This is a genomic window from Clostridium fungisolvens, from assembly GCF_014193895.1.
Lineage (GTDB): Bacteria > Bacillota > Clostridia > Clostridiales > Clostridiaceae > Clostridium_AR > Clostridium_AR fungisolvens.
Map to the genome: position 1 here is coordinate 4,851,412 of NZ_BLZR01000001.1, position 21,727 is coordinate 4,873,138.

General features: G+C 31.8%; 21 protein-coding genes and 12 tRNA genes. 9 read left to right on the forward strand and 24 right to left on the reverse strand.

All coding sequences use genetic code 11. The annotated features are described in order from the left end of the window. Positions 1-150 precede the first annotated feature (150 nt). Together bsdtw1_RS21455 and bsdtw1_RS21460 are read left to right on the forward strand one after the other, a co-directional pair. Complete coding sequence (locus bsdtw1_RS21455) at positions 151-522, forward strand: pyridoxamine 5'-phosphate oxidase family protein (RefSeq protein WP_183279525.1); 372 nt, start codon at positions 151-153, stop codon at positions 520-522. A gap of 15 nt (positions 523-537) precedes the next feature. Next, positions 538-714 carry a 4Fe-4S binding protein gene (locus bsdtw1_RS21460; protein ID WP_183279526.1) on the forward strand — a complete coding sequence of 59 codons (177 nt, stop codon included), beginning with the start codon at positions 538-540 and terminating at the stop codon, positions 712-714. Between the two features lie 153 nt (positions 715-867). Here bsdtw1_RS21460 and rlmH read toward each other — a convergent pair whose 3' ends face one another. The 8 genes from rlmH to bsdtw1_RS21500 all read right to left on the reverse strand — a co-directional run bounded on the left by rlmH (position 868) and on the right by bsdtw1_RS21500 (position 8,068). Then, complete coding sequence (gene rlmH, locus bsdtw1_RS21465; protein ID WP_183279527.1) at positions 868-1,347, reverse strand: 23S rRNA (pseudouridine(1915)-N(3))-methyltransferase RlmH; 480 nt, start codon at positions 1,345-1,347, stop codon at positions 868-870. Between the two features lie 271 nt (positions 1,348-1,618). After that, positions 1,619-2,260 carry a lactate utilization protein gene (locus bsdtw1_RS21470; RefSeq protein WP_183279528.1) on the reverse strand — a complete coding sequence of 214 codons (642 nt, stop codon included), beginning with the start codon at positions 2,258-2,260 and terminating at the stop codon, positions 1,619-1,621. A gap of 231 nt (positions 2,261-2,491) precedes the next feature. Further along, positions 2,492-4,492: a methyl-accepting chemotaxis protein gene (locus bsdtw1_RS21475; RefSeq protein WP_183279529.1), complete on the reverse strand. Its 2,001-nt coding sequence runs from the start codon at positions 4,490-4,492 to the stop codon at positions 2,492-2,494. A gap of 197 nt (positions 4,493-4,689) precedes the next feature. Then, positions 4,690-5,193 carry an SEC-C metal-binding domain-containing protein gene (locus tag bsdtw1_RS21480; protein ID WP_183279530.1) on the reverse strand — a complete coding sequence of 168 codons (504 nt, stop codon included), beginning with the start codon at positions 5,191-5,193 and terminating at the stop codon, positions 4,690-4,692. 82 nt (positions 5,194-5,275) lie between these two features. Further along, the gene (locus bsdtw1_RS21485; RefSeq protein WP_183279531.1) at positions 5,276-5,440 is read right to left on the reverse strand and encodes a CxxH/CxxC protein; all 165 of its coding nucleotides are present in this window, start codon (positions 5,438-5,440) and stop codon (positions 5,276-5,278) included. Between the two features lie 25 nt (positions 5,441-5,465). Continuing rightward, positions 5,466-6,260 (reverse strand): MBL fold metallo-hydrolase, encoded by a 795-nt coding sequence (locus bsdtw1_RS21490; protein ID WP_183279532.1) that lies wholly within the window; start codon positions 6,258-6,260, stop codon positions 5,466-5,468. Between the two features lie 25 nt (positions 6,261-6,285). Next, positions 6,286-7,548 carry a UDP-N-acetylglucosamine 1-carboxyvinyltransferase gene (gene murA, locus bsdtw1_RS21495; protein WP_183279533.1) on the reverse strand — a complete coding sequence of 421 codons (1,263 nt, stop codon included), beginning with the start codon at positions 7,546-7,548 and terminating at the stop codon, positions 6,286-6,288. A 355-nt stretch (positions 7,549-7,903) separates the two neighbouring features. Beyond that, positions 7,904-8,068, reverse strand: a complete 165-nt coding sequence (locus bsdtw1_RS21500) for a DUF1540 domain-containing protein (RefSeq protein ID WP_183279534.1) — start codon at positions 8,066-8,068, stop codon at positions 7,904-7,906. A 162-nt stretch (positions 8,069-8,230) separates the two neighbouring features. Between bsdtw1_RS21500 and bsdtw1_RS21505 the strand changes: the two genes are divergently transcribed. The 5 genes from bsdtw1_RS21505 (at position 8,231) to bsdtw1_RS21525 (ending at position 12,500) form a co-directional block, all read left to right on the forward strand. Then, positions 8,231-8,779, forward strand: coding sequence for a 2'-5' RNA ligase family protein (locus bsdtw1_RS21505; protein WP_183279535.1), 549 nt, complete (start codon positions 8,231-8,233; stop codon positions 8,777-8,779). A gap of 364 nt (positions 8,780-9,143) precedes the next feature. Further along, positions 9,144-9,620, forward strand: coding sequence for a dUTP diphosphatase (locus bsdtw1_RS21510; RefSeq protein WP_183279536.1), 477 nt, complete (start codon positions 9,144-9,146; stop codon positions 9,618-9,620). Between the two features lie 258 nt (positions 9,621-9,878). Continuing rightward, positions 9,879-10,307, forward strand: a complete 429-nt coding sequence (locus bsdtw1_RS21515; protein ID WP_183279537.1) for a DMT family transporter — start codon at positions 9,879-9,881, stop codon at positions 10,305-10,307. Positions 10,308-10,323: 16 nt separating this feature from the next. Beyond that, complete coding sequence (locus bsdtw1_RS21520) at positions 10,324-11,139, forward strand: MBL fold metallo-hydrolase (protein ID WP_183279875.1); 816 nt, start codon at positions 10,324-10,326, stop codon at positions 11,137-11,139. Positions 11,140-11,306: 167 nt separating this feature from the next. Further along, complete coding sequence (locus bsdtw1_RS21525; protein WP_183279538.1) at positions 11,307-12,500, forward strand: S8 family serine peptidase; 1,194 nt, start codon at positions 11,307-11,309, stop codon at positions 12,498-12,500. A 225-nt stretch (positions 12,501-12,725) separates the two neighbouring features. Here the strand turns inward: bsdtw1_RS21525 and bsdtw1_RS21530 are convergent, their stop codons facing one another. Continuing rightward, positions 12,726-13,925, reverse strand: a complete 1,200-nt coding sequence (locus bsdtw1_RS21530) for a peptidoglycan DD-metalloendopeptidase family protein (RefSeq protein ID WP_183279539.1) — start codon at positions 13,923-13,925, stop codon at positions 12,726-12,728. Between the two features lie 266 nt (positions 13,926-14,191). Between bsdtw1_RS21530 and bsdtw1_RS21535 the strand changes: the two genes are divergently transcribed. Together bsdtw1_RS21535 and bsdtw1_RS21540 are read left to right on the forward strand one after the other, a co-directional pair. Continuing rightward, positions 14,192-15,181 (forward strand): DnaD domain protein, encoded by a 990-nt coding sequence (locus bsdtw1_RS21535; protein ID WP_183279540.1) that lies wholly within the window; start codon positions 14,192-14,194, stop codon positions 15,179-15,181. Beyond that, positions 15,174-16,151, forward strand: a complete 978-nt coding sequence (locus tag bsdtw1_RS21540; protein ID WP_183279541.1) for an ATP-binding protein — start codon at positions 15,174-15,176, stop codon at positions 16,149-16,151. The genes bsdtw1_RS21535 and bsdtw1_RS21540 overlap by 8 nt, the downstream gene beginning before the upstream one ends. A gap of 82 nt (positions 16,152-16,233) precedes the next feature. Here bsdtw1_RS21540 and mglC read toward each other — a convergent pair whose 3' ends face one another. From mglC to bsdtw1_RS21615, 15 genes are all read right to left on the reverse strand, one after another. Next, entirely contained in the window at positions 16,234-17,265 is a 1,032-nt protein-coding gene (gene mglC / locus bsdtw1_RS21545; RefSeq protein WP_183279542.1) for a galactose/methyl galactoside ABC transporter permease MglC, read from the reverse strand. Positions 17,266-17,282: 17 nt separating this feature from the next. Beyond that, entirely contained in the window at positions 17,283-18,806 is a 1,524-nt protein-coding gene (gene mglA / locus bsdtw1_RS21550; RefSeq protein ID WP_183279543.1) for a galactose/methyl galactoside ABC transporter ATP-binding protein MglA, read from the reverse strand. Positions 18,807-18,881: 75 nt separating this feature from the next. Then, a complete protein-coding gene (gene mglB / locus bsdtw1_RS21555; protein WP_183279544.1) occupies positions 18,882-19,925 on the reverse strand; it encodes a galactose/glucose ABC transporter substrate-binding protein MglB in 1,044 nt (347 codons plus the stop codon). Between the two features lie 461 nt (positions 19,926-20,386). Then, positions 20,387-20,461, reverse strand: a tRNA-Thr gene (locus tag bsdtw1_RS21560). A 7-nt stretch (positions 20,462-20,468) separates the two neighbouring features. Beyond that, a tRNA-Asp gene (locus tag bsdtw1_RS21565) sits at positions 20,469-20,545 on the reverse strand. Positions 20,546-20,552: 7 nt separating this feature from the next. Next, a tRNA-Val gene (locus tag bsdtw1_RS21570) sits at positions 20,553-20,628 on the reverse strand. A gap of 13 nt (positions 20,629-20,641) precedes the next feature. After that, a tRNA-Glu gene (locus bsdtw1_RS21575) sits at positions 20,642-20,716 on the reverse strand. 18 nt (positions 20,717-20,734) lie between these two features. After that, positions 20,735-20,809 (reverse strand) — tRNA-Thr (locus tag bsdtw1_RS21580). Between the two features lie 8 nt (positions 20,810-20,817). Continuing rightward, a tRNA-Asp gene (locus bsdtw1_RS21585) sits at positions 20,818-20,894 on the reverse strand. Between the two features lie 7 nt (positions 20,895-20,901). Continuing rightward, positions 20,902-20,977: transfer RNA gene (locus bsdtw1_RS21590), tRNA-Val, on the reverse strand. Between the two features lie 13 nt (positions 20,978-20,990). Next, a tRNA-Glu gene (locus tag bsdtw1_RS21595) sits at positions 20,991-21,065 on the reverse strand. 18 nt (positions 21,066-21,083) lie between these two features. Next, a tRNA-Thr gene (locus tag bsdtw1_RS21600) sits at positions 21,084-21,158 on the reverse strand. Positions 21,159-21,166: 8 nt separating this feature from the next. Then, positions 21,167-21,243: transfer RNA gene (locus tag bsdtw1_RS21605), tRNA-Asp, on the reverse strand. 7 nt (positions 21,244-21,250) lie between these two features. After that, positions 21,251-21,326 (reverse strand) — tRNA-Val (locus tag bsdtw1_RS21610). Between the two features lie 13 nt (positions 21,327-21,339). Then, positions 21,340-21,414, reverse strand: a tRNA-Glu gene (locus bsdtw1_RS21615). Positions 21,415-21,727: the final 313 nt, after the last annotated feature.

The window sequence follows — 21,727 nt, forward strand, 5'->3', positions numbered from 1 at the left end:
TTTATTCTCATTCAAGATATAGCTTTAACAGTAAATATATACATTTTTACAAAACATTTTTATTGACAACATAAAAGAAAAATTATATTATAATTCTAGACAATAGTTGTCGACGATAAATGTTATCCATAATTTTAGGAGGAATATAATATGTTTACAGAAAAATTTCTTGAAGTATTAAATCATGAAGGTGTAGTTTCTATTGTGACTTGTGCAAATAACAAGGCTCATGTTGCTAACACATGGAATAGTTATTTAGTTATCGTAGAGGGTAATAAAATTTTGATTCCTGCAGCTGCTATGCTTAACACAGAAGAAAATATCAATTCTAACCCTGAGGTTAAATTAACTCTTGGTAGTAAAGAAGTAATGGGTTATAACTATATGGGAACTGGTTTTTTACTTGAGGGAACTGCTAAATTCTTAAAAGAAGGCGAACACTTTAAGATGATGAGAGAAAAATACCCATTCCTAACAAGAGTATTAGAAGTTACAGTTAACTCTTGTAAACAAACACTTTAATCAAAGGAAAAAACTATGCCTAGAAGAATTAACAAATCAGATTGTGTTGGTTGTGGAACTTGCCAAAGAGTATGTATTGTTGGATGTATAACAGAAGAAGCTGATAAAAAGAGATTAATTAATGAGTCTGCATGTGTTGACTGCGGAGCTTGCCAGTATGCTTGCCCTAAGAAATGCATATCTCAAAATTAATTAAGATGGTAGCTCTGAAATGAATTAACAAAAGGATAATATATCTAATAAGTTTTGTATAAACTAGTTAAATGACGCTGACTATTTAAAACTCACCACAGAAATCTTATTCCTGTGGTGATTTTTTATCATTAAAAAAATTAATAAACTCACTTACTTGTGGTACGGTTCACCCTTCATTATCCTATAAGCTCTATATACCTGCTCTAGTAGCATAACTCTAAATAATTGATGAGGAAAAGTCATCTTAGAAAAACAAAGCTTGTAATTGGCTCTTTGTATAACTTCCTTTGATAAGCCTAGTGATCCTCCTATCACAAAGCATAACTGACTTTCACCTTTAACTCCTAAGTCACCTATAAGAGTTGAAAATTCTTCTGATGCTATCATATTACCCTTCAAATCTAAAGCCACAACATACATTGTATCCTTTATTGATTTTAGTATAAGCTGCCCTTCCTTTTCCTTTATTTGAAGCTCTTCTTTTTCCGATGCATTATCTGGAGTCTTCTCATCAGGAAGTTCTATGATATCAAGCTTACAATATCTTTTTAATCTCTTTGAATATTCATCTATAGCATCTTTTAAGTATTTTTCTTTTATTTTACCTACTGTTATTAAGGTTATGTTCATAAATCTATATCTCCTAATCTACTTTTATCGCTTAGTTAATAAATCCATACTTAATATTATTTCTTATTCATTATATATTTACTAAGCAAAAGAGTAAACAAACCATTTCATAGTAAAATGTGTTTTTTGAATGGATCTCACCATACTTCCTATACACTAAAAGGATCTTTAACATACTGTTCAGCTATTAAAGATCCTTTTATTATAAGTTATGCTTAAAAACATTATTGAAATTAAGTGGTTATGCCGGAGATGCTATATGAGAGGGCTATTAAAAGCCTAAGCTCTCATTCAGTATTAATACGTGCATTCTTGTACTATCACCTTGTCTTTTTATCACAGTGTATTCATTGCATATTCTATCATTGCTGCTGCAATTCATGCAGTAACCAACCTTAGCACAAGGAGTATTCCTATTAAGCCTTTTTGCATTTATAGGCGCTGATACTCTCTTATTTCTCTCTACAGCTTCTTCAATATTCTTAACAATCTTATTTACTCCACACACAACTATAACTTTATCTGGGCCAAAAAGCATAGCTGCTATTCTGTTTCCTCCACCATCTACATTAAATAGTTCTCCAGCTTCAGTTAAAGCATTAGTACTTGTTAAAAAGGCATCTGCACTAAAGGTTTTTCTATGAACTTCCTTCATTTCTTCCTTTGTTATACCTTTAATTGCTCTATCTAGAAAGTTGTATCTTCCACTTCTAAGATGATCAAGTAATCCTGTCTCAGTAAGGGTTGCAGAACCTCCACAGCTAACAGTTTCACCTTCTGAAACCAAATCGCAAACCTTTTCCAGAAGCTCTTCTCTGCTCTTTATATAATATCCATTGATATTATTCTTGTTTAAAGCTTCAATAGTTCTTTCTATCTTTTTTTCATTTGACCAACACACATTTAAATCCATAGCAAACACCCCCAAATATTATAATTACGTTTAATCTAAAATAATTATATCATAAGTTTATGCTATTCAATGGGGCATACAGGCATTAAATTCATCATTACACCCAAGTTTTGACTTGCAGTTATAAATGCTATAGGAGAATAAAAAAAACACCGAACTGACCTTCTTCATACAGAAAAAAAAATTTAGCATCGATTAATATAATCGATGCTAAACTCTATTATTATATAATTATTCTAATTTAAACTTATCTATCTTTTCTTCTAATGTAACTGATATTTCTTTAAGCACTTCTGCATTCTGATTAAATTCATCCATTGTAGCAGATATTTCTTCTGTAGATGCAGAAACCTCTTCTGTACTTGCTGCTGTTTCTTCAGATATTGCTGACATACTCTGCATGTTTTCCATTATCTGATCCTTGCTCTTGTCTACTACATCTATAGATGCTTTAACACTGTTTATAGACTCAGACAATAGGCCCATGAATTCAGATATAGTTTGAAGATTATTTTTAGTCTGTTCAACCGCTTCTGATTGACTGCTAATTGCCGTTTTTGTATTTTCCATTGCATTAAGTGCATTTCTTGATTTTGAATCTACTAGATCTATTATTGAACCAATTTCCTTAGTTGATTCTGTTACTTGTTCAGCAAGTTTTCTTATTTCATCAGCGACTACTGCAAATCCTCTTCCTGCCTCACCTGCTCTAGCTGCTTCAATCGCTGCATTTAAAGCAAGTAAGTTAGTTTGTTCTGCTATCTCATTTATGATATTAGTGAAAGATTTGATAGTTCCTACTGAACTTGTCATATCATTTACTGCTTCTTCAATGTTTTGCGATGACTTGTTTGTTTCTACGGATTTTTCACTAAGCACATCCATAGTGGTTATTCCATCATTAGTCATATCTTGAGTTACCATTGCTAAGCTCGTCATGTTCTCTATTTGGTCATAAGCAACCTTAAGTTCACTTATAAGCTGTTGAAGCTCATAAACTCCCTCTTCAATATCTTTAGCTTGCTCTGAGCTACCGGCAGCAACCTGATCTACAGTTTTTGCTACATCACCAATTGCAGTGGTTACATCTTCACTCATTGTTGCTATTGTTACAGCTGTATTTTCCATTGTTAAAGATGATTCTTTTACTCCTGATATTAATGTATTCATACCAGTTGTCATCTCATTAAAGCTATCTGCTAATTGGCTAAACTCATCCTTAGTGTTTATAACAACCTTATGTGTTAAATCACCGTTTGCCGCTTTATTTAATCCTAATCTTATCTTATTTATATTTCTTGCTATATATGTACTGATTCCATATGCAACAGCTATATTAATTACTAAAGTTATTAACATATCCATTATAGAAGTATTTATTAAAACTTTAGTGTCTTTAGTAAGCTCACTTTCGTTCATAGATGCGAATATAATCCATCCAGTTACTTTATTCTTATCATAGCTTACATATTTTTTAGCTCCATTAAATGTATAGTCTTCAAATCCATTCTGATTTTTTTCAACATTACTCCAGAAGCTTTGTTTCTTAGCTTCATCAGTTCCAACTAAACTTGCAGTAGGATGAGAAATTAACACCCCTTGATTGTCAGATATGTAAACATAACCTTCTTCTCCTACCTTTACATTTGAAAAAGTTTTAGCTAGGTTTTCTAAACTTAAATCTATAGATACTACCCCTATAACTTGTCCATCTTTTTCAATTGTTTTTGATAGAGAAATAACTAACTTACCTGTAGCTGCATCCTTATAAGGAGAACTAAAGGAAACTTTTCCTTTATTCTTTATAGCATCTGTATACCAAGGTCTTGCAGTAGGATCATACCCACTAGGCATAGTAGTTTGCGGATATATAGTCATCTTTTTATTAGCCAAGCCTACATAATCATTTATTATATCCGGATTCTTGTCCTTAAATCCCTTAAGTATGTTTAATACAGTAGCATCATCATCACTTTTTATATCATCCAATTCAGACATAGTATCTATAGAACTAGAAAATATTGAAAAGTAATTATCAATTATCTTGTTGGTTAAATCAATTTCTTGGGTAGTAGTCACTTTCAACTTACTATATAACGTACTTTTCGACTGATAGTTTGCTATTAAAGCGAACGCTAATAGCGGGATCTGACATATTAAAATAAAAAATATTATTAATCTTACTCTTATACTTCTAAATCCTAAACTATTCTTTTGCTTTTCCTTATTCATATCCTTCCTCCTGACCATTATTTGCAAAATTAAAATAAAACTACAATATGTTTCATCTTTAATTATCGTTATTTTTGATAATTTATTAATACTTTCTTATTATTTTTATTACTATATCACTAATATAAAACATGGAAAAGGTTCAGTAGATGTATCTACCGAACCTCTTTTATCAATACCTAGTTTAAAACTAGTATCTATTCACCTTTGCCACAGCATTTTTTATATTTCTTTCCACTTCCACATGGACATGGATCATTTCTACCAATCTTGTTTTCATTTCTTGCTATTTTTGATTCTCTATACTGAACAGCTATCTCTTTTCTCTTCTCTACTGAGAATATTCCATCCCATTGAGGAAGATCGTAAAGATAGTCAGCTTTAGCGTCTAACATATTAAAATATAGTTGTTCAAAATCTATATCGAACACTAATTCTTGATCAGCAGCTATATTTTCAAGATCATAAGGATTTTTAAGACTCTCGTTTATACCATCAACGAATCCCATTACAAATTCTGATGTTGTGTTATAATCTTTTGCTAACTTTTCAATTGTAGCTTTCTTTACTGTATTGTGACTACCAAGCAGTTCAGTGTATATTCTTCTTTCTATATCACTATATTCTGACCAAAAAGCTGCTTCCCCCTTAGTCTTAACATAATCTACAACCATATCTGTCCATTGACTATATAAACTCATTATATTATCTCCTTCTTAATAGTATTCTATTGAAATTATACTAATTACTTTTATGTTTTTCAAGATTATAATTTATAATTTCCTATTTTTCCCCACTAATCTTATATACAGCCTTAGAATTGCAGTAATCGCAGTTTCCTGTATCAGTATTTTCTAGAGTAGGAAATTTCTCGAATTGATCTATGTACTCATCTATTGCCACATCTACATGGTCTTCACAGCTTAGCTTTTCAATATAATCGCTCATTATATCATACCCTTCCTATGTTAAGTTATTTAAGCTCGATATAACTACTTGGTTTGTGCCTATCTGCTAAAGTTAGATAAACATCCTTACCATCTTTTATATTGTTATCATTCAATACATTTAATACTGTTTGGAACGCTAAATCTGGATGATTATTAGTATTACTTAAATGTCCTAATATTATCTTCTTAGGCTCATCTCCTCTAAGTATATCTACAATTGCTTTACCACAATCTTCATTTGAGAGATGCCCTATCTCACTTAGTATCCTTCTTTTTAAAGGATATGGATACGGTCCATATTTAAGCATCTGTATGTCATGATTACTTTCTAGAAGTATAACCTCAGAGTCTTTAATATTTTCCTTTATTTCTTCGGTGAATGTACCAAAGTCTGTTGCAACACTCACTGATCTTCCTTTAGATCTTATAGTATACCCCATAGGACCTGCAGCATCATGAGGTATATTAAAACACTTAATTTCTAAGTCTTTTACTTCAATTGTACTTCGTTTATCTATAATTCTTATATTCTCTTCTTTTATTTTGCCTACTTGATTCTCCATGGCATTCCAAGTAGCTTCATTTGCATATATAGGGATATTATACTTCCTAGATAAAACTCCTATACCTTTAATATGATCTGAATGCTCATGGGTTATAAATATTCCATCTATTTCGGAAGGATTCTGTCCTATTTCACTTAAAGCTGAATCAATTTTCTTCCCTGGCAGCCCAGCATCTATTAGTACTTTTCCGCTATCTGAACGCACAAATATACTATTGCCACTACTACCACTGTATAATGAGCAAAATATCATGCCTTTTCCCCCATGATTCTATTTTTTATTCCTCTTGTATCCTGTATATATCTGCACCTAATTCTCTAAACTTCGTTTCTATATGAGGATATCCTCTATCAATATGTTCAATACTACATATCTCAGTTTTTCCTTCTGCAACCAAACCTGCAATAACCATTGCTGCTCCAGCTCTAAGATCTGTAGCCTTTACAATTGCTCCAGTCAACTTACTTACGCCTTCTAAAACAGCAACTCTACCTTCAACCTTTACAGATGCACCCATCTTCTTAAGTTCATCAAGGTGTTTTAACCTACTTTCCCATATTGTTTCTGTTATCATACTTCTACCATCAGCTACACAAAGAAGTGTAGACATAGGCTGTTGAACGTCTGTTGGAAATCCAGGATATGGCGCAGTCTTTATACTAACCCCTCTTAATGGTTTATCCACTGCAACTCTAATACTGTCATCGCCTTCTTCAATTATTGCACCCATCTCTAAAAGTTTCGCAGATATTGACTCAAGATGCTTTGGAATAACATTAGTTATTGTTACATCACCCTTAGTCGCAGCAGCAGCTATCATGAAAGTACCCGCTTCAATTTGATCAGGTATAACACTATAGTTATGTCCCTTCATGGACTCTACTCCTCTTATTCTTATTATATCTGTTCCCGCACCTTTTACATCAGCACCCATTGAATTAAGGAAGTTTGCTACATCTACTACATGTGGCTCTTTTGCAACATTCTCTAATACTGTTACACCTTCAGCCATTGTTGCTGCTATCATAACGTTAATAGTAGCACCTACACTTACAACATCAAAGAATATGTTAGCTCCAACTAACCTATCTGCTTTGATATTTACAGCACCATGCTCTATGATCACCTCTGCACCCATAGCCTCGAAGCCCTTTATATGTTGATCTATAGGTCTAACCCCTATAGGACATCCTCCTGGTAGATCTACCTTTGCTCTCTTAAATCTTGAAAGCATAGCTCCTATAAAATAGTAAGAAGCTCTCATAGCTCTAACATCTGCTGTACATGCTTCTACTGTATTAATATCTGATGAATCTATCTCTAAAGTATTATTATCTATCTTATTTACAGTACATCCTAAACCTTTAAGTATTCTCTCTAAGCAGTGAACATCTTCTATATCAGGTATATTGTCTATTATAGATTTTCCTTCACTTGCCAATATAGCTGCAGGTAATATAGCCACAGCCGCATTCTTTGCACCAGCAATTTCTACTACTCCCCTAAGCTTGTAGCCTCCATTTATAACTAACCTTTCCATACTAATTCACCCTTGCTCACTTATTTTATATATATAAATTCCCCTAATTAAAGAACAATTATCCAAATAATGCCTTACAATTTTCAACAAAATAATACACATAACATTGTTAAAAATCACTAAATAAAGCACTTGTCCATAGTTTCCATTATATCATAACGTAATAATAATTAAAGTGATTTTTTATCTTGATACCGTGGAAAAATGTACCTTTACGAATTTTTCAAATAAACTTCTATATTTATGTAATAATTTTAATAAATATTCATTTATTTTACAAATAAAAAATCACTAATACATAATTTTATAATAAAAAAAGGCAATACCAAGTCGCATTGCCTTTTTTTATGATTTCCTATCTTCCTTCTTCTTCGAAACTTCCACAATCTGTACATTCTACATCTTCAGCTTTTGGAGTATGTTTTACAACCATTATTTGATCTAGGCTGCAAAAATTTTTATCCTTAGCATGATATTTGCACTCTGTAACTACACATCCTATGCTATCATTATGTTTCATGGCTTTATCCTCCTAGATAATACTAAATTTAAATTTTTGCAAAATTACAATTTGCATATCTATTTTAAGTATTCACATATTTTTTTATACCTTGTAATATGTTATAATTTATAACAAAGTCTGTATATTATATAATGAGAATTGTATTGAAAGAGGTTAAACATGAGGTATTATTTAGTTGCGCTATTTGATGATGACTCCTATAAATCAATAGAACCTATACAAAAAAATCTTTCTAAAAAATATAGGTTATATAAAAACTTACCAACCTTACACATTACATTAGAAGTAATAGAAAATCCCAATTTAGATAAATTAGATGAAGTAATTTCTAAGATAATTAAGCCTTACAAAAAATTTAAAGTTGAACTTAAAGATATTATTTGTTTTGGCGAACCTCATAAGTCTGTGAATTTAAAAGTAGAAAATAAAGGCTATATAAAAAGACTAGCGAGAAATATAAACGATACCTTAAAACTACATGGTTTTTCAGTAAGAGAAAATATAAGTGATTGGGATCTACATGTTTCACTTGCAAATACTAACTTCGCTCAGAGAGAATGGAAGAAACAAGAGTATGAAATAGCTTGCAGTACTGCAAAAATAGAAGGTTTCTATAATATGGCTAAGATAAATCGGATAGAATTATGGAAGCCAGTGAACAACAAGAAAGACATGGTTATTAAAACTTATAACTTAAAAACTTATTAGTTATGCCTAATCTAGTTTCTTGTACTGTTCAATGATATCGTTTCATAAAAATATTAAATTCAATATATTTATAAAACTCTAAAATCTAAGTTTTAAAAAGCTACATTGTAAACATTGTAGCTTTTTTTGATTATATATCTTATTATTTATAAAAACCTAAACTTTTGGAAAATATAACTTTATAATTTAAAATTAATATACTTGACCTAATCTTAATAGTTTATGATTTATTAGTCTAATTTATATATTTTTTTAGAAAATAAAATATTTTTAAATTGTATTCGTTTACTGAACTTTTCATTTGTCAAAAGATTTTGTACAATATTATCGTGGCATTTGCCCGAGAAGATAGGGGGATATACATATGAATCTTAATAAGTTTTTTACAAAACAAAAAGAACTAAATAAGACATTACTCCTCGACCCAAATTTAAATGACTATAAACTTACTCAAAGAAAGTTTTTAGAACTTCAGATAAAGATAGGCGTATTAGCAGAAGAAACTAAATGTTATAAGTATTGGGTTGAAAAAGATGTAAAGTTAGTAAAATCTTCAGTGTTAGACAATTACATAAATTGTTTAAGCAGTATTCTAACAATTGGAATAGATGAGAAATATGATGAAGTAGAAGAACTAGTAATTAAACCTAATGATTATTGTTTAAGCGACCAATTTTTAAACTTATTCATAGATGTTAATGACTTAATAATCTCTCCGTCAAAAGACCACTATCAAACATTATTAGAAGATTATCTAAGTCTTGGAACAAGCCTTTGTTTCTCAGAAAAACAAATTGAAGAATTATTTATAAATAATAGTTTACGTAAAGTAGCCCTTTAAGGGCTTTTTTTTTATTCTTTAGGAAAATATATCTCAATTATATCTGTGGATAAAGATGTACCACTTCGATCCGAAATCTATTTTCAAAACTCCTCTGGGTTCTGAGAGGAGAATTTGAAAATATAGATTTTATTACGAAGTGGTACATCCATAATTATGCGAACAGACTTAAGACATAGTATAAGTTAAAAAATAAAAAAGTAGTTTGCATATGTTCTATATTTTAATGGTTACAATAATTGCTGAGGTGATTTTTCTATGGGAATTATTTTTTCTATAATAGCTGGAATTGCTATGAGTTTACAAGGAGTCTTTAATACTAGAGTTGAATCAAGGATTGGTACTTGGGAGACAAATGCTATTGTCCAAGGATCTGCCTTTGTGATTACCATTATTTTAGCTTTAACTATAGGGAAAGGAAGTTTTAAAAATATCAAAGATGTTAGCAAAATATATCTCCTTGGCGGTGTTCTAGGTGTAATAATAATATTTACCGTCATAGAAGGTATAAAGAGTCTTGGAGCAACCTACTCTATAGCAACTATATTAGTAGCACAACTTACAGCTGCCGCATTAATAGATGCATTTGGTCTGTTCGAATGCAAAAAAATTTCCTTCGGCCTAAATGAAATACTTGGAGTAATGATAATGATTGCTGGTATAATAATATTTAAATGGAAAAGATAAAAAAGGTAGGATACTTATTATGATATTTTCTAATTTAATATTTTTATCTAAAATGGCTTGGAAAAATATAAAAACCTATTCTAAACCAATGGAGGAAGCTCATAAAGAGCAGATTAAAGAAAACTCTGTACGTTGGTTAGGTCATGCAACTTCACTAATAAACATAAACAATAATATAATTATAACCGATCCATTATTTAACTCATTTTTAGGTCACATAAAAAGACAAGTAAAAGTTCCAGACGACATTAACTATCTAAAAACTGACTACATATTATTATCTCACGGTCATACTGATCATATAAACTTTCCATCTCTAAGAAAACTAAATAAAGATGCTGTTGTTCTCTGCCCTAAAGGGTATAAATATATATTAAAGCTTATAGGTTTTAAAAGAATTTTTACTATAAGCCCTGGTGAAATTTACTCTGATGCCAATATATCTGTAAAGGCATTTGAAGCAAAACATGATGGCAGAAGATTCTATATAGGGAAAAATAGTTATTCTAACTCTTATTTAATAAATTCAGGCAATAAACATGTTTTTTACGCTGGAGATACTGCATTTACAGAGGAATTTAAGAACCTAGATGCTAATATAGCTTTAATGCCTGTAGGTTGCTATAAGCCTGATAGATTTTCACAAATGCATTGCACACCTGAAGAGAGCTATAAAATGTTTAAGATGATGAATTGTTGTAAGATGGTACCAATTCATTACAAGACCTTTATGTTATCCTTAGAAGACTTCAAAGAGACTTATGATAGATTAGTTTCTTTAAATGATACAAATATAAAAATAATTAACGTGGGTCAATGTATAGATTTTTAGAATCTTATATAATTTTTAAACTATATCCTATGTATCGTATAGCAAATTTACACTCCTACATATAATATATTGTATGAGATTTTCAAATTCATAATTTAAACTATTTTGTAAGTCTTATAGACAGTTATGATACGAGAAATCTTTTAACAATATTAAAGGAGTGTATAATGTTTTCTTTAAAAAGCAAGCTTGATACTTCTCTGAGATATTATATGTCAAAAGAATATTTTAAAAAATATAGAGTTATTATAAAATATAAATCTTTTAGCGATACTATCTTAAAAAGAATATCCTCATTTAAAGGTACTATCATAAATAAGATCGATTGGCTAAGCCTTATAACAGCTGAAGTGTCTCCTAGAGCTATAGATAGACTTATTGAATATCCTGAAGTTGAATATGTCAGTTTAGATGGATATTGTTTACTATGTGGAACTAGTGTAGCTTCAGCGAACAACGTAAACTTAAGTGGAAGATATAAATTCACAGGACGAGGAATAGGTGTAGGACTAGTAGATAGCGGTGTATTCCCTCACCCTGATCTTCTAAGCCCAATGAATAAGATACGGGTTTTTGTCGACCTTATAAATGACTTTAAGTACCCATACGATGATAATGGCCATGGAACCTTTATAAGTGGAATATTGTGCGGAAGCGGAGGTAATTCAGACGGTTTATATAAAGGTATTGCTGATAAAGCTAATCTTTATTGTTATAAAGCTTTTAATAGTACTGGAAAAGGATATGTTTCAGACATACTTTTTGCTATTAATTCTTTAATAGCATCGGCTGAAGATGAAAACATAAGACTAATTCTGCTTCCATTTGAACTAGCAAATGATAACATATTTTATTTAGAACAATTTGATAAACTCTTAGGATTGGCAATATCTAAAAATTTAATTCCAATAGTTCCTTCTGGTAGTAATCCAAACAAAGAATATTCAATAAGAGGGTTAGCTACATTAAGTAATTGCTTAACTATAGGAGGCTTAGATACATCTAAAACTATTAAACCTTATTCTTATTCGTCAGCTGGTCCTGTAGGCAAATTACAGAAACCAGAGGTTTCTGCAGGTTGCGTAAATATTCAATCCTTAAACTGTGATAAAAACTATATCTCCGAAAGAAATGGATTAAAAATATATCCATCAAAACTCACAGAACCTTATACAACATATTCTGGAACATCATGTTCTGCGGCATATGTTTGTGGTGTATGTGCCTTAGTACTAGAGAAAAATCCATCACTTACCTTTAATGATATTAGATCATTATTACAAATATCTGCAGACTCGCACGAACTTCCAAGATATGCTGAAGGTGATGGAACATTAAATCTAGATAAATTATTGACATAATTAAAAGCACTAAGTATTTAAAAAGCTTAGTGCTTTTTTACTGCAAAGGAAAATTTAAAACTTTTGAGTTATATAAACCTAATCATTTCAATGTTTTTAGAAGTTTTATATGGCAATACAGTAAAAAATAAAACTTATTCGCCTGCCAAATTTCCCTCATATACATTCGGAAAGGCAGATGCGTAAAAAAACTCACTGAAGAAGGCCACTTCAGCGACTTTTTTACTACTTTATGTACTTATTAGGGTTTATAGCAGTTCCATTAACCCTTAACTCAAAGTGAAGATGTGGTCCAGTACTTCTTCCCGTAGTTCCTACTTTACCTATTATATCTCCTCTTTTTATTTTCTGACCAGGCTTCACTAATACCTTACTGCAGTGCCCATATATAGTTTCTATACCACCCCCATGATCAACTACTATCATATTGCCATATACACTATTATATGAAGTTTCTTTTACCGTACCGTCTAGTGCAGCACCTATTGGGTCTCCTACATTTGAAGCTATATCTATCCCGTGGTGTACTTCCCCCCACCTAGCTCCAAAATTTGAACTAATACTACCTCTTGAAGGCTTTGATAAAAAAGCTATTCCAGATGGTATAGGATTTTTTATTCCTGTATGTATAACAGTATCTATTGGTTTCACTACAATCTTCTCACTTATTTTCTCTGTATTGATTTTCTTACCATTTATATATGTACTTTCTTCTTCTACTTCATTCTTCCCATTAGTGCCTTTATCCACCTTAGATTCACCAATAAATAAATCTTCGCTTGAATTTATTATCGTAGCTGGTTCTACATCTATCATGGTCTTGTCTTTTGTCTTTACTTCAACTTTTACTAATGGTTCTTCACTATCCTTATCTGTTTCAATTATTTTATTTACTACCTCATCTGTAGGCAAAACATTTGATACAGATGTCTTTTCTTCTATATACTCACTATTAGTATCAATGCTTACTGATACTATATCGCTTTTATCTATCTTACCTATATCGATGTATCTATCTGCTACCTTCTCTAATATCTGTTTGCCTTCTTCTTTATTAGCTATATATCCTATATTATTTTTTCCTATAACAAATCTAAATGCAGTTATATTTAAATTTAAATTTTTAACTATGTTCTCTTTTAGTTCATTTAGTGTATATTCAGATACTACATTTCCACTTGATTTTTTAAAAGATATATTATTAGATTTCTCTATAGTAGTGCCAAACCTCTTGTTTATATCACCTTTTACCTGATTGAAGGCTTCCTTTGCTTCCTCCTTATCATTTACACAAGCAATATATACTCCATTTTCATAAAAGCAATAGTAATCTATTTTATTAAGTACATTTATATAAATCGCAGATGGTACTGCTAATAAAATTATTGCTTTTATTAAGAAAAGTTTAATATCTCTACTACCCATTTTATATACCTTCTACCTTTCTTGTAATATATTATTAATGATAAAAAATCAACATTCTTTTTTAATATCTCCTATAGTTAGCTTTCTTATGCATGGCTTTATGTATCATTTAATACCATAACGAGCAAACTAGTATTAGTTATTAATTGGCAGGCTATCATTATTGAGAGAACCTTTCCCCTCTGTTATAATATAATTACATCAAAGTTTATCATTTCATAATGATAACGGCATACAAACTACATTGAATGGAGGGTTATTGCCCTATGAGTACATTTATGCTTAAAAATTCTCCTGTACAATTTACTCCTGTAAGCAATATTTTTCTAGAAAAATATATGCCAAAAGCAAGAGGTGAATTTGTGAAAGTTTACCTAATGATGCTAAAGTATAGTATTTCAGGTGAATTAGGAGTTAGCTCATCCATTATAGCTTCTAACTTAAATCTTTTAGAATCAGATATAATGAATGCCTTAAACTATTGGCATGATGAAGGTATAATACAATTGGTTCCTATAGACAAGATGAATAATTTCAATATAAAGTTTATGGAATTAAGCGGTGATGAAAATACTGAATCTACACTTAACTTATTAGATGAATTAAATAAAAACAATACTAAAGATATGCTTAAGGAAGTTGAAAGGCTGCTAGCTAGACCACTATCCCCTAAGGAAATGTCAACATATCTTGGGTTGCAAAACGATTTTTCTTTCTCATCAGAAATGATATTAATGCTTATAGAATACTGTGTATCTAAAGGAAAGGCTGACTCTAGATATATAGAAAAGGTTGCATTAGCTTGGCATGATAGCGGAATAAAAAATATAGAGGATGTTCATGCTTATATTACTAGAAGTGAAGATAAGTGGGTAAAAATAAGAAAAATACTAGCTTATCTAGGGATAAAAAATGCAGAAGTCATGAAGCCTCAAGAGGAACTTATGGAGAAATGGATGTTTACATACAACTTTTCTAATGAAGTTATACTAAAGGCTTGTGAAATATGTTTTGAGAGGTTAAATAGAGCTGACTTTAGATACATTGATGGAATATTAACCCGCTGGAATAATGACGGTATAAAAACCCTTGAAGATGTAGCAACTAAAAACTTACCTTCAAAAACTAGTAACAATAGATCTAACAATTATGATAACGGCAAAAAAAGTAATTTGAAATTTACAGATTATGAACAAAGAACTTACGATTATGATTCATTAGAAAGAAAGTTATTAGGATGGGATAATAATGATTAACGAATATAAAGGTCAACTGACAGATATTTATGCAAAAATAAGAGAAGAAGAAGCTGCTGCTTTAAAGAAACGTAGAGAAATAATAAAAAATGAACACCCTGAAATATTAGATTTAGATAATGAAATAGGTAAAATGTGTATAAGACTATCTATAAATGCATTAAAATCAAAAGATGAATCTGAACAAAGCTTCGACCAATTAAAAGATGCAATAACTGAATTAAGAGCTAGAAAATACGAATTGCTAGTGTCCCATGGATATAATCCAGAATACTTAAATTTGCATTATAGATGTAGTAAATGTAAAGATACTGGTTATATTGTAACAGAAAGATGCTCATGCTATAAACAAAAATTAGTTAAACTTCAATACAAAGCCTCTGGACTTGAGAACGCTATAAAAGAGGAAAACTTTGATACTTTTAACTTAAACTATTATCCTTCTCATAGGATTGGAGATGAAAAGTTTTCTCCTAGAAAAAACATGGAGACTATACTTAATTCAATTACAGCTGATTATCTCCCTAATTTTTCTAAAAAGGATGATAACTTATTATTTTATGGTACATCAGGAACAGGTAAGACATTCCTTTCTAACTGTATTGCAAAGGAGCTACTAGACCAAGGCTTCCTAGTAGTGTATAGAACTTCTGACGAACTTATCAAAGACTTAAAGGAAATTAGATTCAATAACAATCTATCTGTGGAAGACCTTTTAATTAATTGCGACTTACTTATAATTGATGATTTAGGCGCAGAGCAGATAACTGAGTTTTCTGTTACAGAACTATTCACACTACTAAACAAAAAGTTATTAAATAAAAAGAAAATGCTCATCTCAACAAATTTGTCGCTACAAACATTGACTAAGTACTATGCAGAGAGAATAACTTCTCGTCTTTTTGGAAACTTTAAACTGTTCAAATTCTACTCCGAAGATATACGAGTTAAGAAAAACTTAGCTAGATAAATTAATAGGTACACATTATAATTTTTTAAAGAATGAAAGAAGCAATGATTCTAATATCACTGCTTCTTTTATTTATAGAATATTACTTTTTCTTTATATATTTTCTGATATCAATTGCAACTGCACTTACTATAATTAATCCTTTTACGATGTATTGGTAATAAGGATTAACACCTATAAATGCTAGTCCATAGTTAATAACTTGGAATATTAATACTCCTGTTATTATACCTGGAACTGTACCTATACCACCTGCTGTAGAAACACCACCAACAACGCAGGCTGCTATAGCATCAAGTTCATACATATTACCAGTATTATTTGTAGCACTACCAACACGTCCTGCTTCTAGAGATCCTGCAAATCCATAAAGAGCTCCTGCTAAGAAGTATATTAATAATAGATACTTAACTACATTAACACCAGAAACTGTTGCAGCTTCGGGATTACCACCGATTGCATACATGTTCTTACCAAATCTAGTCTTGTTCCATAAGATCCATACTATAAGTGTTACTATGATAGCATATATAATCAAATAAGGTATTTCAAATTTTGTCCCTGTACCAATACTACCTAAAACAAAATTAGAGAAATCCTTGTCCAAACCACCTATTGGTTGAGCTCCGTATGGAGGACGGTCAAAGTATATTGAGTTAAGTCCATAAACTATGATCATCATACCCAAAGTCGCTATAAAAGGTGGAACTTGAAAAATTGAAACTACAACACCATTTAAAAGACCTATTATACCGCATGCTAGCATAGCTATTAATATAGGCACTACTACCGGTAGTTTTTGTAGATGAGGATACATACGATACGCATAATCAGTTGCTTGAAGCATTGATGCAGAAAGAACTGCTGATAAACCTACCATACGTCCTGCTGATAAATCTGTACCTTGCGTAATTAATATACCACCAACACCTAAAGCTATTATAATACGAGTAGATGCTTGAGCTAATATATTACGAAAATTATTTATGCTTAAAAAATCAGGAGATATAGCTACTATAACTACCAATAATGCAATTAGAACTATATAAATAACATTATTCATTAACCAAGTCTTGTCAAACTTACCTTTTAAAGAAAATTTTTGTTTTTCCATATTCAATTCCCCCTACCCTATAAGTACATTGCTGATAAACGCATAATTTCTTCTTGTGATGTATTTTTTGTTTCGACTATACCTGCAAGTCTTCCATTACTCATTACTAAAATTCTATCTGTTACTCCTAGTAGTTCTGGCATTTCAGAGGATACCATTATAATTCCTTTTCCTTCTTTAGCTAGTTCATTCATTAACTGATATATTTCAAATTTAGCACCAACGTCAATACCTCTAGTTGGTTCATCTAGCATTAGTATTTCTGGTTTTGTAAGCAACCAACGTCCTATTATTACCTTTTGTTGATTTCCTCCAGATAGTTTTCCTATATGTGTCTTCTGCGAAGGTGTTTTTACTCTCATGGAATCTATTACCCACTGAGTATCTTTTTCTATGTTCTTGTCTGATAATATTCCAAACTTGTTTATATAGCTATCAACATTTGCTATTATAGAGTTGAAGCTTATAGGAAGTCTATCAAATATACCTGTAACACGTCTTTCTTCAGTAACTAATGCAAATCCGTTTTGCATGGCCTTCTGAGGAGATTTATTACTTATCTCTTTTCCATGAAGAGTTATCTTTCCTGATTCAATCTTTCTCATCCCAAATAAACTTTCTATAAGTTCTGTTCTTTTTGCTCCAACAAGCCCAGCAACCCCTAGGATTTCTCCTTCTCTAAGATTAAAACTTATATCTCTTAATGATGGTTGCGTTTGTGCAACTAAGTTATTAACTTCTAGTATTACTTTACCTGGCTTGTTCACTTTTTCAGGGAAACGATTCGATAGATCTCTACCTACCATCATTTTTATGATTAAATCCATTGTTAGATCCCTAGCATGCTCTGTTGAAATCCATTGACCATCTCTCATTATGGTAACCTCATCAGAGATCTTTAAAATTTCTTCCATTTTATGTGATATATATATGATAGCAACATTCTTTTCTCTTAATTTATTAATTATTTTAAATAAGTGGTTTACTTCCTTTTCAGTTAGTGATGATGTAGGCTCATCCATAACTATAATTTTTGAATCATAAGATACTGCCTTAGCTATTTCAACCATCTGCATTTGAGATACTGATAAAGTATTTACTTTACTTCTAGGATCAACGTCTATCTCTAATTCATCAAATATCTTCTTTGTATCCTCATACATCTTATTCTCATCTATAAAAGGTCCTTTGTGAGGATATCTGCCAAGCCAAATGTTGTCCATTATATTACGCTGTCTAACCTGATTTAATTCCTGATGAACCATCGAAACTCCATTATCTAAAGCTTGTTTAGAGTTTTGAAATTGAACCCTTTGACCATTAAAAAATATTTCTCCTTCATTAGGATGATAAATACCAAAGAGGCATTTCATTAGAGTTGACTTTCCTGCTCCATTTTCGCCCATCAATGCATGTACCGTTCCTGGTCTAACGTTTAAATTTACTCCCGCTAATGCTTTAACACCAGGAAATTCTTTTACTATATTTCTCATCTCTAGAATAAATTCTTGCTTTGATCCTGCTTCAACCGCATTGCTCATGGTTTACACCTCCATATAATTCATTACTGAAATAAGTATGAGACACACCTTATGTGTGCCTCATACATGGTGTTTTTATTTGTAAGCATCCTGTCCTACAGATATATTATCTTTAGTTACGATAATATAAGGAACACGAACTGCTTTATTATCATCTAATTGCCACTTTGTTCCATCAGTAGGGTTCTTTCCATTTGCTGCATTTATAGCCAAGTCAAGAGTTGCTTGACCTTGGTTCTTAGCATCATTAAGTACTGAACCAACCATCTTACCTTCATTTATCTTTGTTAATGCTTCTGGTATAGCATCAACACCAACTATTGGCATAAATTTGTTAGCATCTTTGAAATATCCTGCTTTTTCTAGTGATGCATAAGCACCTAAAGCCATCGCATCATTATTAGCTATAACAAACTCTATCTTGTCACCGAATTTTGATATCCATGCATCCATCTTGTCAGTAGCCTTTGCAGTATCCCACATAGCAGTATCTATAGCTAATTCTTCAACATCTATACCTTTTTTCTTTATTTCATCAACAACATATTTAGTACGAGCTTCTGCATCTGGATGTCCTGGCTCACCTTTTAATAATACGTATTGAATCTTTCCATCCTTATTCTTGTCCCATTTATCCTTATTCTTTGTCCATTGATCTACTACTAAATCACCTTGTAGTATACCTGATTCTGCTGATTTAGTTCCAACATACCAAGCTTTATCGTAGCTCTTTAATGCAGCTGCTTCTGGTTCTTTATTAAAGAATACTACTGGTAGGTTTGCTTTCTTTGCTTTGTCAATTATAGTTGGAGCAGCCTTTGGATCTACTAAGTTGATTGCTAATGATTTTACTCCCTTAGAAATCAAAGTATCAACTTGCTCATTTTGCTTTGATTGGTCATTTTGTGAGTCATTCATTGATAATGTAGCTTTTCCATTAGCACCTGTATCAATTGATCTTCTTACATATGACATAAAGTTATCGTCATATTTATATATTGTAACTCCGACCTTTGGTAGTCCACTATCCTTGCTTGTCTCAGTCTTTGTTGATGAGCATCCAGCTAAAGTTAGCGAAAGTGCTGCTGTAATAGTTAATAATAATACTTTTTTGTTCATAAATGATCCCCCCATAAACTATTCTCAATTCATACCCGTTTGTAATTGTTTACAAATTTATTTTAGTAAAATTTAGTTATACTGTCAATATAATTTTTTGTATTTTCACACAAATATTTTTTTATTAATTGTTGATATCAATAAAATTATCTGATATCATTACATATTTAATGTATTTTTCTTACAAGTAATCTTTTACATAGTAGTCTTTTTACTAAATCTATCGCATTTATTTACTATTTTTTACGTAAAGTATTATTTAACTATAATAATTGCTATAAATTTTATCTATTTTACTAAACATATAAATCACTTCATAATCTAATTTATATTTTCAAATTGAAGTGTTTCATCTTTATGTAGGAATAAGGATTTATTTTTTATGCTTTGTGAAGTTTTTTCTGATGTTTTATTTGTATACGACAAAAAAGACATCTTACTATCGTAAGATGTCTTTATCTTGGAGCTGGCAATAGGAATCGAACCTACAACCTGCTGATTACAAGTCAGCTGCTCTACCGTTGAGCCATGCCAGCATCAAATTGGCGACTCAGAAGGGGCTCGAACCCTCGACCTCCGGCGTGACAGGCCGGCACTCTAACCAACTGAGCTACTGAGCCATATTTTTGGTGGGCACAACAGGGATCGAACCTGTGACCCTCTGCTTGTAAGGCAGATGCTCTCCCAGCTGAGCTATGCGCCCAAAAATATGATAATGGTGACTCCTAGGGGAATCGAACCCCTGTTACCACCGTGAAAGGGTGGTGTCTTGACCGCTTGACCAAGGAGCCAAATATTTTGTTTTTTAGTGGAGCTGGCAATAGGAATCGAACCTACAACCTGCTGATTACAAGTCAGCTGCTCTACCGTTGAGCCATGCCAGCATTTAAAATGGCGACTCAGAAGGGGCTCGAACCCTCGACCTCCGGCGTGACAGGCCGGCACTCTAACCAACTGAGCTACTGAGCCATATTCTTGGTGGGCACAACAGGGATCGAACCTGTGACCCTCTGCTTGTAAGGCAGATGCTCTCCCAGCTGAGCTATGCGCCCAAAAATATGATAATGGTGACTCCTAGGGGAATCGAACCCCTGTTACCACCGTGAAAGGGTGGTGTCTTGACCGCTTGACCAAGGAGCCAAATATTTTGTTTTTTAGTGGAGCTGGCAATAGGAATCGAACCTACAACCTGCTGATTACAAGTCAGCTGCTCTACCGTTGAGCCATGCCAGCATTTAAAATGGCGACTCAGAAGGGGCTCGAACCCTCGACCTCCGGCGTGACAGGCCGGCACTCTAACCAACTGAGCTACTGAGCCATATTTTTGGTGGGCACAACAGGGATCGAACCTGTGACCCTCTGCTTGTAAGGCAGATGCTCTCCCAGCTGAGCTATGCGCCCAAAAATATGATAATGGTGACTCCTAGGGGAATCGAACCCCTGTTACCACCGTGAAAGGGTGGTGTCTTGACCGCTTGACCAAGGAGCCAAATTAAATTTTATGTTTTAAATTTATGTCGTCTTTACGACCCAACAATAGATATATTACAAAAAATAAGACTCAGTGTCAACACTTTTTTAAAAAAATTTAAATTTATCTTTAAAATTTAGTTATTTGAGGTTATCAAATAATAGCTTCTAATTGCTTTCCAAAGCTTATTTTTATATATAATATAGCAACTTTTACTTCTATTTTTAGATAATAAAGGTGGCTATATTTTTTATATAGCCATATCAATTTATAGAAACTTTTATAGCTTATCCTTCTTTGAAATTATATTCCTAGAATTAAAATAACCTTT